Genomic DNA, 12,603 nt, shown 5'->3' with positions numbered 1-12,603 from the left:
GGATCAAGATTAAGTTAATCAGGTCAGCCCGTCGGACGAATTAAGACCAGTGGAGTCTGCTCGTCGGCATTGCCAGCCGGGTTAGTAATCAGAGCCTGTTCCAGAAATTTGTCAGAAAGTCCAGAGGTTGCTGCCAATATCTTAACCGCTTTCAAGTCATTCGCGTCTACGATCGCCGCCGCCAACCCCGTTTCTTGCTGAATTTGGTCAACGACCTGCTGCGGGTTTTTAGGTCCTAAGACAATGAACTGATCGTAGGGCGGCAAGGTACCCGTCACATCATCAATCAGCCGAGCCTGTTCTCCGGCAAGCTGATAGAAAACGCCGGGTCTATTGAGGAATTTTTTGGCGATCGCCCCCACGGCAAAGGCAAAAAACACGCGCCAAGCCCCCTCAGCATCCACCAAGGTTTGCAGACCACAGGCGGTAGCGAGACTAGAAGTGGGCAGAAAGTAGTAGCAAAGCCGTTTTGCCAGCCAGCCCGGATGGATATCTGAAGGATGCCGAAACCGCCCCTGCATCAACGCCACGGGCGTTTCTCCCAAGGTCACAATATCTCCCGGCTGGGCGTGGGGTAAAACATAGCGCTTGACCACCTCAACCGGATCGTCTAGCTGGCTGAGCAGGTGGGTTCGCACGGGCAAAACGTCCGCAGTGGCGGTAGGTCGCCAGCGCTGCGATTCTTCTGCGACCGGAAATTTTAGGGGTACAACAATATGCCGCATCTTGGGAAGACGACCGCCAGGGCCATAGGTCACATACTTCACCCGCACCCAAGCTGCCTGCAAAGCCGTTAAATCTTCTCCCCGGATATCTAGAACAATCTTCACCTGAGTCGGCTTTTGCTTGACGATGTAGGCAAACCAGTAGCCATCGGGTCGTGCTGCTGCATCCGGGTGACAGGCGATCGCCTTAGTCTGGACTGTAATGCCCTCTAGGCTGCCCTTGGACAGCAGCGTGGCTTCTGCCTCTAGCTGGGGAACCATAATCTCAAAGCGCTGGGTGCGATTGATTAAATCTAAGTCGCCCACCAGTCGGTAGTAGCCCGGTTCATAAACTGCCAAATCCCAGGTTCCAGCCGTAACCTCTAGCAGATTGCCTAGACGGCGGCGGAACTGCATTTCAAACAACAGCAGGCTGAGGGCAGTAAAAATAACTAGCGCTGCTAAGACAATCCCGATAACATTTGCGATCGCCACAATCTTCCGTCAACTCTGTATCGTCAGGTATTCAATAGCCAGTCTATGGGAATCAGTCCCCCTTGCCACGATCTTTGCCGCAATCTTTTAGGACGATTTTGGTGCGTCAGCTGCAATCTTCTAGTTTTTAACCCAGATTTGAGCCTTAATGTTGGATAGGAGGGGGAACAAACTGAGTCCATCTCAAGCTAAGGCTACAAAATTATGCTGATGCTGCAAGATTGGGAGAGTAGTCTAGGAAGTGAATAGTTTGCATTCGCTCAGAGCTATACAGATAAATTCTCGGCTAAGTGGTATCTTAAGCAATCTTTTGCGATCGTCCATCTAAAATGCTAGACGCTGTGTACGGCTCCAGCGGAAAATTTACTCTAATCGACGGTCAAATGGGGACGATGAACAGCGACCCACCCGAAGCCAGCCGGGGAAGTATTTTAATCGTAGATGATGCGCCAAATAATCTGGTGCTGCTTTCTCGTTTGCTAACCCAGAAAGGGTATGCGGTCAGAGCCGTAAAGACGGGGAAGCTGGCATTGGAGGCGATCGCCACCCTGCCGCCTGAGCTGATTTTAATGGACATCTGTATGCCTGAAATGGACGGCTATACCATCTGTCAAAAGCTCAAGAGCAGCGAGCAGACCCGCGATATTCCCATCATTTTTATCAGCGCTTTAGATGAGGTGCTGGACAAGATCAGAGCCTTTGCTGTGGGCGGCGTAGACTACATCACGAAGCCCTTTCAACTTGCAGAAGTATTGGCTCGTGTCGAGACTCACCTGACGTTACAGCGACTCCGCCAAGAGCTTCAGCTCCAAAATGAGCGGCTGCATCACGAGATTACGGAACGTCAGAAGGCAGAGGATAAGTACCGCAGTATTTTTGAAAACTGTCTAGAAGGGCTTTTTCAAGTCACCTCCAGCGGTCGCTACATCAGCGCTAATCCTACCCTAGCCAAAATTTACGGCTATGCCTCGGCAGAAGAGCTGATGATTTCTGTCACCAATATTTGTAGTCTTTACGTCCGTCCGGGTCGCAGAGAAGAGCTAAACGCATATCTGCGGCGCTACGCCAAAGTAGAGGATTTTGAGTCGCAGGTCTACCGCAAAGACGGCGGCATTATTTGGATTTCAGAAAATGTTCGAGCCGTGCGCGGCGAGAGCGGCGAGGTTCTCTATTACGAAGGTACCGTACAAGACACGACCGAGCGTCGCCTTACTGAAGCCGAGCTGCGTCTCCAGCGCCAAGAAGCCGAGCGGCTGCTGCTCAGCATTTTGCCACAGTCGATCGCCGAGCGCCTAAAACGCAAGCCCGAAACGATCGCTGACAGCTTTGCCGACGTGACGGTTATGTTTGCCGATTTGGTTAACTTTACCCCCTTCGCGGCTCAAGTTCCTCCCAAAGAAATGGTGGAGATACTCAACCAAATTTTTTCGGCGTTTGACCAACTTGCCGAGCAGTACGGCTTAGAAAAAATTAAAACCATTGGCGATGAGTATATGGTTGCAGGGGGCTTGCCCAATCCACAGAGCGACCATGTTGAGGCAGTAGCAGACATGGCGTTAGCCATGTTGCAGACAGTAGCAAAATTTCCGACGCGCCAAGGCAAACCCTTTCAGCTCAGAATTGGCATCAATACAGGGCCCGTTGTAGCAGGCGTGATTGGCACAAAAAAGTTTTCCTATGACCTATGGGGCGAAACCGTTAATCTCGCTAGCCGCATGGAAACCCAAGGGCAAGCAGGATACATTCAGATCGCTCCTGCCACCTTCGATCGGCTGAAAAACAAATATTGGCTTGAGCGTCGGGGAGTCATTGAAGTTCGGGGCTTTGGCGAAATCGCAACCCATTGGCTCATAGGCAAGTTATGAAGCGCAAGCCGTGATATCCAGAATTGAGGTTGTCTCTAGAATTTACAAATCTTATAATTTTGCAGTAATCTTGACAGAGACGTGGGATTTGCAATTTACCAAAATTGCGATCGGGTCAAGCGCTTAAATTCAAATATTTAAGATTTAGAGATTCAAGTTTTAAGATTAGGTCTTTAGAGTCTAGGAGTCTGTGATGGGGCGAGTGATGAACGTTGAGCGTTTTTGCCTGATTGGTCATCTGGTATCAATGGCATTTGGGCTGGCTGGCATTTTGCTAGTGGCACCCCACCCTGAGTTTTTGTCGCTGCTGCCGGCTGGACAAATGATGTTTCGTTGGAGTATGGCGGGTGGTGGCGTTGCCTACATTGTGTTAGGGACGATCGCCGTTGCCCTCTATGCTTACCGGACTCTGGGGCTACGCAACTGGCTAATGTTCATGATTCCGGCGATCGGCATCTCCCTAAGCAGCGAACTTTTGGGCACCAGCACAGGCTTTCCGTTTGGGGATTACAGCTACCTAAGCGGCTTAGGCTACAAAATCTCTGGACTCGTGCCTTTCACAATCCCGCTCTCCTGGTTTTATTTAGGTCTTTCGGCTTATCTGCTGGCTCGGACGGGTCTGAGCCGCCGTTTGCCTCAATTTGGCTGGTTAGCGCAGGCGGGAGCGATCGGTTTAGGGGCGCTGCTGCTCACCTCCTGGGACTTTGTACTTGACCCCGCAATGAGCCAAACGACGATGCCTTTTTGGTACTGGCACCATCCTGGGGCGTTTTTTGGAATGCCCTATCAGAATTTTGTGGGCTGGATGGGCACAGGCATTGTATTCATGACGGTGGCTGTGCTGCTGTGGGGCAAGCGATCGCCCGTGCTGCAAGCTGCTGACCTAAACTTGCCCATTGTGGTTTACCTGGGAAATTTCACCTTTGCAATGGTCATGAGTATGGCGGCGGGGTTCTGGATTCCCATTGTCTTGGGTCTGCTGCTAGGGGTGCTTCCGGCGGTTTTGTGCTGGAGATGGGGGCGGTTAGGTCAGATGCCTCAATTTGATAGCGCTGGCGTGGCTGAGATGGCTTCTGATGAAGTGGGCAGTTTGAACGTTGCTCCTGTTCCTAGCAAGTGATTTTTTGTGCAATTTCCTGAGCTTTACGGTACGTTGTCTGGTGTCATAGGTGCGATCGCCCTTCTGCTTTTGTTAGTGCAAGTCCCGGCAGTGGCAATTCTGCTGTCTCGATTGCTGCAAGCCCCTCGCCGCATTCCGCCGATTATTCTCCAGCCTGCAACGCCTGATTTGTTAGGGCAGGTCAGTATTGTGGTGCCAACTCTGAATGAAGTCCACCGGATTGCACCTTGTCTAGAAGGGCTGAGTCGGCAGAGTTACGAAGTGCGAGAGATGATTGTGGTAGACAGCCGATCGCAGGATGGCACAATCGATCGGGTGAAAGCTGCTCAGGTAAGCGATCCCCGACTGCGGCTAATCACGGATGATCCGCTGCCTCCGGGCTGGGTGGGTCGCCCTTGGGCGCTGCATACCGGATTCCTCCACAGCTCAGTTGGGAGCGAATGGATTTTGGGCATTGATGCAGACACCTATCCGCAGCCCGGACTGGTGGCGAGTTTGATCCAAGTGGCTGAGCAACAGGGATACGATCTGGTTTCGCTTGCTCCTCAGTTTATTCTCAAAGATTTGGGAGAATTTTGGCTCCAGCCAGCTTTGCTGATCACCTTGATCTATCGTTTTGGGGCAGCAGGAAGCGAGTCTGAAGCCGATCGCGTCATGGCAAACGGACAGTGCTTCCTGTGTCGGCGATCGCTTCTCAAAACCTTAGATGGCTACACGAGCGCCCGCAGCTCTTTTTGTGATGATGTCACCCTCGCCCGCAACGCTGCCAAACTGGGTGCAAAAGTTGGCTTTTTGGATGGATCTCGGTTGATAAGGGTGCGGATGTATGAAGGAGCCGCCGAGACTTGGCGGGAGTGGGGGCGATCGCTCGATCTTAAAGATGCGGCTTCCCCGGCGCAAACCTGGGGGGATGTGGCGTTCTTAGCAGCCGTGCAGGGGTTGCCGATGATTGCTGTCGTTGGGACGGCTGGAGCGATCGTCCTGGGCTATGGTTCGCTGACAGCCTGGAGCGCACTAGGGCTAAATCTGGGGCTGATAGCGATGCGGGTGGGATTGCTGTGGGCGATCGCGCCTTCCTATGACTTTAGTCAGGCGAGAGCATCCTGGAGCTTCTGGCTGTCGCCTTTAGCCGATCCTCTTGCCGCCTATCGCATATTCCTGTCTGCTCTCCGCACGCCGACTCAATGGCGCGGACGCATCTATGGCTCTACCAAAAGCTGAACGATCGTTCATCAGCACTCTAAAAATACTGATTCATGGCAACCGCCAAGGCGGTTAGAAGAGGGAAATTTTGGGTGGAGAGCGCAGTGCCCCACCCAAAATTTCCCAAACTGGCGACAGCTTTAGTCTGCACAGCAAGGCCGCTAAACCTTGAAAATTGTTGTTCATGGGATAAATCAGGATGTCCATCCCATGAGTAGCTCAGACTCTCTACATCTTGCTGATAATGCGCTGCACAATCTGTACGCCAGTCACAGCCTGCCAGAAAAATATTCCGGTCAAAATTGTATTCAGAGCGATGTGAGCAGAACGCGCCCATTCATTGCCTTTCTGCATATAGGGCGATAGCGATGCCGAAGTGGCAATTAATCCCGCCATGCCTAATCCTGCCAGAAGGTGTGAGCCAACAAACAGCTTGCCGTTGTTGAGGTACGTGACTCCCATACCGCCGATCGTGCCTAGTATCATCAGCGCTAGCAAGATCGAACCCATTTGATAGTGGCGTGTATTGAATTTGCCCTTGAGCAGCTCTTTTTTAGCGTCTCCTTCAGCATTGCGGGCACGTCGCCACTGAACGCCAAGATAGGCTGAGTAGAGCGTCAGCGCCAGCAGCACCCACATAAGAACGGGATGGAAAAACTGACTCCAAACTTTAACTGATTCTGGAATCTCAAAGCTCATAGTGTTCTAACCTGCTAATAATATTTCGACCTGTGTATTTCGACCTGATTATGACAGCCGCCAAAGCGGTTAGAAGAGGGGCATTTGGGGTGGGGCGTGAAGCGCCCCACCCCAAATGCCCTAAGCAAACTGGCAACCGCTTTGGTTAGGGTGGCGATCGCCAAGGATCTTCATAAAAATTAGCATACTTGCCCAGAGCGTTTGGAGGTCAACCTACAAGATTGCCCCCACAAAGCTTGTCTGATCAACTTGAATCTCTCTAGTCAGCCCAACGAGCTAGTAATCTAGCATGGTAATAATTGGCGCGTCAGGCAAATTATTACGACCCTCTAGAAACAGCAGCTCAATAATGAAGGCAAATCCAGCAATCTCACAGCCCGCCTGTTTAACAAGCTTTGCTGCTGCTGCCGCCGTTCCACCTGTCGCAATTAGGTCATCCACGATCAAAGCGCGACTGCCGGGGCGCATGGCATCTTGGTGCATCTCGACGCGATCGGTTCCATATTCCAACGCATACTCAGCCGAATAAACGGCGGCAGGTAGCTTACCCGGCTTGCGTATGGGTACAAAGCCCAGCCCCATTTTGTAGGCTAGCGGCATCCCAAAAATGAAGCCGCGCGATTCAATGCCAATAATGTAGTCGATCGCCAGCGGAGCACATTTTTCAGCCAAAGCGTCAATGGTGTAGCGCAAACCCTCTGGATTATCCAGAAGAGTCGTGATGTCCTTGAACACAATACCGGGCTTGGGAAAATCGGGAACGTCCCGAATCAGAGACTTCAAATCCATGGGTTTTACGCAGGTTGGGCGATCGTAGAAATCCTATCATTCAGCGGCTACAGTCCAGAAGCTAGAAATTAATCCGGCATTGCTTAGCCTGAGTATAATTTTTTTTGAATAAGGTCGCGGAGTGCCCCTTTCAAAAAAAACTCATACCTAAAATCAGCCACGCCATTAATTCTTGATGCCCGAAAAATTGTCGAACCAGCCGCGCCGCTGAAAGAAAAAGATGAGTCCAGCAGCGATCGCAATCATCACTATCCAACAGATGACGTAAGCGTAGGGCTGTCCTAGCTCTGGCATATTTCCTGGCTGGTCGGTATCAAAATTCATGCCGTACACCCCAGCAATAAAAGTTAGCGGAATAAAGATGGTGGAAATGATCGTCAGCACCTTCATAACTTCATTCATTTTGTTACCCACCGAGGAGACATAGATATCCATTAAGCTAGAAGCCAGCTCTCGGTAGGTTTCGATCATGTCTAGCACCTGCACAATGTGGTCATAGCAATCTCGCAGGTAGATCCGCACCTCTGGGCTAATCAGCGGGTTGCCGTCCCGAATCAGAGAATTAATGGCATCTCGCTGCGGCCAAACCGCCCGTCGCAAGTCCAACAGCTCTCGTTTCAAGGCATGAATTTTCTGTAGCGTCTGGCGATTGGGATTCCTGACGACCTCCTCTTCCAAGTCTTCAATAATTTCGCCATAGGCTTCCAGCACTGGAAAGAACCCATCAATCAGGGCATCAATTAGCGCATAGGCGAGGTAATCAACCTTTTGGCAGCGGATGACGCCGCGATTGGTGCGAATGCGATCGCGCACAGGCCCAAAACAGTCATACTCTGGCTCTTCCTGCACGGTCAGCAGATGATTTTTACCTAAAATAAAGCTGACCTGTTCGCTGGTGAAACTCCTGCCGTCTTCTTTCAGGGTCGCCATCCGCACAATGAGCAAAAGCTGATCGGGATATTCTTCCACCTTGGGGCGCTGGGGTACGTTGACTACATCTTCTAGCATCAGTGGATGCAGATCAAACACTTTGCCCAACCGCAGCAACACGTCCTCACTACCCAAGCCCTGCACATCCACCCAAGACACCGACTCTGTATCCAAATGTGGCGCACAGTCTTCAGGCTGGTCAATTTTGATGCGGATGGCATTGTCGTCGCAGTAGTCGATCAGAAAAATCACGGGGTGAGGCGCATTAGATTCGATCGCCAAGGTTCCCGGCATTGTCCCTGGCGCGTCATGAAAATAGTCTACGTAAGACTCCTCTTCATCTTCGTCAAGGGGAGGCATAGCAAATGAGTGTGAACGCATCCCGTTGTGTTGAGGCGATGAAAGCGAAGATTGATGAGTCATAGTGCAGGTTAGTCAGATTCAGAGCAAGATTCAGGGCAGACAAGGCAGACAAGTTATGCCAATCTTAAGCAATTCCCCTCGGTTCTACCATGAATCCTGATTCCTGTTCTGTGTATTCCTCTAACAGATATAGCAACCGCCAAGGCGGTTAGGCCGAGGACATTTTGGGCAGGGCGCAAAATGTCCTAAGCAAACTGGCGACAGCTATACCTGAATTTAGTGCCTAGACTGAGGATAAAGCCATCCTGCAAACAGCTTGGTCAGCCGGGGCATTATCCCGTAGGTCATGATGGCGACCATGAGAAACGTCACAACCAGCGTGCGTAGTAGCGGCGGCAACGGAGCCAGCAGTGGCAGCACCAAGGTATTTATGAGATTGATCAATACATAGATGGTTGTCCCTGTGAGCAGCACCATTTTGTAGCGAGGCGGCGGTGCTAGACCGGGCTGCTGAGGCAGGGTAAACCAAGTTTCCAGCCCAGTCAAAATTGAGGTTTGACCTGGGTTAGCGGTGAGACGATTGGCGCGATCGAGCAGTTTTTGCCGAACGGCAGAGGTTTCCCAACGCTTGAGATTGCTGATGCGATCGAATTTGAAAACAATCCGATATTCTGGATGGGCGCGATCGCCGGGGCGAAAGACATTGACTCCTAGATGCCCTTCAAACATTTTTGCTGCTTCAATCAGATCGGTCAAAACGCTCTCAAATTCCGCTTCGCAACCCGGCTTGACTCGCTGAAGAATGTCCACCGTCGCGGGAGGATCATCGCTCAAATTCTCTGGAGAACTCATGGGGGGTTCGTTCAAGTTAATTTATTCAAATCGGTTATGGCCGTCGCCAGTTTGCTCAGGACATTTAGGGTGGGGCGCTGCCCCACCCTAAATGTCCCCGTCCTAACCGCTTTGGCGGTTGCTATCAATCAATGGATATCCGGCAATTCCGACTTCCAATCGCACCACCTTTGCAGGCTCAATCCCCGTCGGCGGCGGAAACGACATGCCGCCATTGGTGACGACATAAATTCCGGTGCGATCGCCTTCGCCTTGTCCGAAGGCAAGAGCCGTACTTCCCGTCATGCCCTGTTCCGCCTGGGCAATGGTAGTGATGCTGCCATTGGGGGAGATTTTGACCACGCTGTTGTAGATATGGGTGGTGCCGTAAAGATTGCCATCCTGGTCAAAAGCGAAGTCATCCAGGTTGACGGGTTGGAGAAAAATCTCTGGTTCTCCCGGCTGACCATCCGGCTGAATCAAGATTTTAACAATCTGCATTTTTGCGGTGTTAGACGTATACAGCGCATTGCCATAGATCTTGAGTCCATTGACTGCCGGAAACTCTTGATCGAGAGAGCTACGAGCAAGGCAGTCATGTTCTAGCCAGATTTTGACGGTTTTCTCAGCCGCATTCAGTTCCCAAATCGCGCCTCGATAGGAGTCTGCAATCAGATAGCGATCGACCCCTAGAGGCGTTAGCCCATTCAGGAAAATAGCATCTGGCATACTGACCAGTACCGCTGCTTCTCCCTGCGGCGAAATGGTAAATACAGTAGGGACATTCTCAGCATTCCAGGCGCTCAGGAGCAAACTGCCGTCTGCCGCAAATGCAAGTCCTGCGGCTCTGCCTGCGATCGTTGCATAGGTAGTTACTTTCCCCTCTTTTCCTATTCTCAGCACCTTGCCGTCTAAGTGGCTGGTGATGAACAGCGTATTGTCAGGGCTGATGGCGATGCTTTCTAGAAAAGTATTGACTGGAAACTCAGCAATTTGGCGGGCGGGCGCAAGAGCAACAGGGGTTGCCGCAAAGATGGGGGGTAGCTCGGATGAGGCAGCCATTCAAATCCTTTTTTGGATACACGTCATCAAATTGATTAGCAGCAGCCTATCAGATAGCAGCAGTTGCCGTCTTGCCCAATCTTTTGAAATTTTTGCCCAATCTTTTGATTGCAGATCACTCAACCATCGTTCGATAGGCTTTTGGGGTGGTGCCTAAGTGCTGACGAAATAGCCGGGTCAGGTGGCTCTGGCTCGAAAAGCCGCATTGAATGGCAATCTCGGCAATCATCCAATCAGAGTTTTTGAGAAGCTGCTGTGCCCGTGCCAATCGCCGCTGAACAATATATTGATGGGGTGCAACTCCGATCGATTGTTTAAACACCCAGGCAAAATAGCAAGCACTCATCTCCACTAGGGCGGCAAGGTGCGCCAACGTCAGAGCTTGTTCTAAATGAGCGTCAATATAGGCTGTGATCTGCTGTAGCTTTTGCTGAGACAGTCCTCCCTGAAAGGGACGCAGGCTGGCTGGGCTAGCCGAGTATTTTTTGAGCAAATGCATAGCCAGACAATTCACGAGGGAATCAACATACAGCCGATCGCCTTCCCCATTCACTAGCTCTTCCTTGAGCGCCAAGCCGATCTGCTGAATCAGCGGATCAGGCTTGGGTAAGCAGGGCACCAAATCAACGCGATCAGGGGCGATCGCTTCGTAGGCAGCTCGGCTCAATAAATCAGGGCTGAGGCTCAGGATGAGAAATTCTGACGTTTGATCCCACTGCACCCGATGGCTCACAGTCGCTGGAACGACAATTACTTGCTCCTCAGTCACTTGTTCACGCTGAAACCGCCCATCTAGTCGCCGCTCGACCTGCAAGTTTTGAGGAACCTGCGTGTGGATGGCAATTTTATGTTCTGGATAAGAATACTCTGGCGTTTCGTAGGGCGGATAGCGGAAATACTCCAAGGTAATGCCCCGCCAACCCACCTGGGCACTAGAAAGAAGAGGCGTGCTGGGCAAGATAGCGGCAAGCGGAGAAGTTTCAGAATCTGGGGCAACGTTGGTTCGCATAGCATTCACAAAGCGACAACAGCAAGGCGACAACACCGATAATAGTCCCTCACCTCGTGTAACTCTATTAGGTGTTGCTGATCTCTGGGGTGATTTGCTGTTGGAGAAGGGGCGCGGAGCGCTCCTCTCCTCCTTAAACTAGGCAATGCTACTTTTTAGTTCATCTCTGGCGTTGAAGTATAAATTTATCTCCAATTTGGCGATGCCGCTCCTGCTTCCCCCAAGATCCCTAACCGTCCTATAGTGGAGTGGCTGCATTGAAGATATTCGCCCACCGTGAAAGCAATTACCCTCCTCGGCTCCACTGGATCGATCGGCACACAGACCTTGGATATTGCGGCTCAGTATCCCGATCGCTTTCGGATTGTCGGTCTAGCGACGCGGAGCAATGTGGCATTGCTAGCGCAGCAAATTCGTCAGTTTCGTCCCCAGATAGCCGCAATTTGCGACCCGGCGCTGCTGCCCGATTTGCGGGCGGCGATCGCCGATCTTGACCCACAGCCGATGTTGCTGGCGGGTGAAGAGGGCGTGGTGGAAGTTGCAAGATACGGCGATTCTGAGGTGGTGGTAACGGGAATTGTCGGCTGTGCGGGATTATTGCCGACGATCGCTGCCATCCAAGCTGGGAAAGATATTGCCTTGGCCAACAAAGAAACCCTGATTGCCGGAGGTGCGGTGGTGCTGCCCCTGGTCAAGCAGCATGGCGTGAAATTGCTGCCCGCTGACTCCGAGCATTCCGCTATTTTTCAATGTCTTCAGGGCGTGCCAGACAAAGGACTGCGGCGGATTTTGCTGACGGCATCGGGCGGCTCCTTCCGAGACTTGCCCGTCGAGAAACTGGCAGAAGTTACAGTCGCCGATGCCCTGAAGCATCCCAACTGGTCGATGGGGCGCAAAATCACGATCGACTCGGCAACGCTGATGAACAAAGGGCTGGAGGTGATTGAGGCGCATTATCTGTTTGGGATGGATTACGACCACATTGATATCGTTATCCATCCCCAAAGCATTATCCATTCGATGATCGAGCTTGAGGACACTTCGGTACTGGCACAGCTTGGCTGGGCAGATATGCGGCTGCCGCTGCTGTACGCCCTGTCCTATCCCGATCGCCTTGCAACCAACTGGGAGCCACTCGACTTGGTAAAAGTGGGCAGCCTCACCTTCCGAGAGCCAGATCATCAAAAATATCCCTGTATGCAGCTTGCCTATGCCGCCGGACGGGCTGGAGGCTCGATGCCAGCCGTACTGAATGCCGCCAATGAGCAGGTGGTGGAGCTGTTCCTAGAGGAAAAAATTGGCTTCTTGGATATTCCCAAGCTGATCGAAAAGGTGTGCGATCGCCATCGGGCAGACCACAGCACCCAGCCAACGCTAGAAGACATTTTGGCGGCAGATCAGTGGGCAAGGCAGGAGGTTTTGAGCGCCATGGCAAGTCCTGTCGTTTTGGCTTAGCCTCTCTCCAACAAAAAATCATCCCGCTATTAAGCAATACCTCTTCAGGCTTCGATAGACGGCTTTATTAGAATCAAG

11 protein-coding genes are annotated in these 12,603 nt (G+C 51.8%); 4 read left to right on the top strand and 7 right to left on the bottom strand.

Going from position 1 to position 12,603, the window contains the following annotated elements; translation table 11 throughout:
- Positions 1-23: 23 nt before the first annotated feature.
- A complete protein-coding gene (locus tag AC5JMP_RS20080) occupies positions 24-1,193 on the bottom strand; it encodes a F420-0:Gamma-glutamyl ligase (RefSeq protein WP_495853361.1) in 1,170 nt (389 codons plus the stop codon).
- Positions 1,194-1,528: 335 nt separating this feature from the next.
- On the opposite strand from AC5JMP_RS20080, the gene AC5JMP_RS20075 reads away from it, so the two are divergent.
- From AC5JMP_RS20075 to cruG, 3 genes are all read left to right on the top strand, one after another.
- Positions 1,529-3,064, top strand: coding sequence for an adenylate/guanylate cyclase domain-containing protein (locus tag AC5JMP_RS20075; protein WP_495853262.1), 1,536 nt, complete (start codon positions 1,529-1,531; stop codon positions 3,062-3,064).
- A gap of 193 nt (positions 3,065-3,257) precedes the next feature.
- Complete coding sequence (cruF, locus tag AC5JMP_RS20070) at positions 3,258-4,184, top strand: gamma-carotene 1'-hydroxylase CruF (RefSeq protein WP_495853261.1); 927 nt, start codon at positions 3,258-3,260, stop codon at positions 4,182-4,184.
- A 6-nt stretch (positions 4,185-4,190) separates the two neighbouring features.
- Positions 4,191-5,405 (top strand): 2'-O-glycosyltransferase CruG, encoded by a 1,215-nt coding sequence (gene cruG / locus AC5JMP_RS20065; RefSeq protein WP_495853260.1) that lies wholly within the window; start codon positions 4,191-4,193, stop codon positions 5,403-5,405.
- 210 nt (positions 5,406-5,615) lie between these two features.
- Here cruG and AC5JMP_RS20060 read toward each other — a convergent pair whose 3' ends face one another.
- The 6 genes from AC5JMP_RS20060 to AC5JMP_RS20035 all read right to left on the bottom strand — a co-directional run bounded on the left by AC5JMP_RS20060 (position 5,616) and on the right by AC5JMP_RS20035 (position 11,070).
- Positions 5,616-6,086, bottom strand: a complete 471-nt coding sequence (locus AC5JMP_RS20060) for a DUF4079 domain-containing protein (RefSeq protein WP_495853259.1) — start codon at positions 6,084-6,086, stop codon at positions 5,616-5,618.
- 276 nt (positions 6,087-6,362) lie between these two features.
- Positions 6,363-6,875, bottom strand: coding sequence for an adenine phosphoribosyltransferase (locus AC5JMP_RS20055; protein WP_495853258.1), 513 nt, complete (start codon positions 6,873-6,875; stop codon positions 6,363-6,365).
- Positions 6,876-7,040: 165 nt separating this feature from the next.
- Positions 7,041-8,165 carry a magnesium/cobalt transporter CorA gene (corA, locus tag AC5JMP_RS20050; protein WP_495853257.1) on the bottom strand — a complete coding sequence of 375 codons (1,125 nt, stop codon included), beginning with the start codon at positions 8,163-8,165 and terminating at the stop codon, positions 7,041-7,043.
- A gap of 279 nt (positions 8,166-8,444) precedes the next feature.
- Positions 8,445-9,020 (bottom strand): antibiotic biosynthesis monooxygenase, encoded by a 576-nt coding sequence (locus tag AC5JMP_RS20045; RefSeq protein WP_495853256.1) that lies wholly within the window; start codon positions 9,018-9,020, stop codon positions 8,445-8,447.
- A 102-nt stretch (positions 9,021-9,122) separates the two neighbouring features.
- Positions 9,123-10,061: an SMP-30/gluconolactonase/LRE family protein gene (locus AC5JMP_RS20040; protein ID WP_495853255.1), complete on the bottom strand. Its 939-nt coding sequence runs from the start codon at positions 10,059-10,061 to the stop codon at positions 9,123-9,125.
- Between the two features lie 115 nt (positions 10,062-10,176).
- Positions 10,177-11,070, bottom strand: coding sequence for an AraC family transcriptional regulator (locus AC5JMP_RS20035; protein ID WP_495853254.1), 894 nt, complete (start codon positions 11,068-11,070; stop codon positions 10,177-10,179).
- Positions 11,071-11,346: 276 nt separating this feature from the next.
- Here AC5JMP_RS20035 and dxr point away from each other — a divergent pair, with 276 nt between their 5' ends.
- The gene (dxr, locus tag AC5JMP_RS20030) at positions 11,347-12,525 is read left to right on the top strand and encodes a 1-deoxy-D-xylulose-5-phosphate reductoisomerase (RefSeq protein ID WP_495853253.1); all 1,179 of its coding nucleotides are present in this window, start codon (positions 11,347-11,349) and stop codon (positions 12,523-12,525) included.
- The last annotated feature ends 78 nt before the right edge of the window (positions 12,526-12,603 follow it).

The organism is Drouetiella sp. (assembly GCF_059504425.1).
This window is presented reverse-complemented; position numbering and strand designations above follow the sequence as displayed.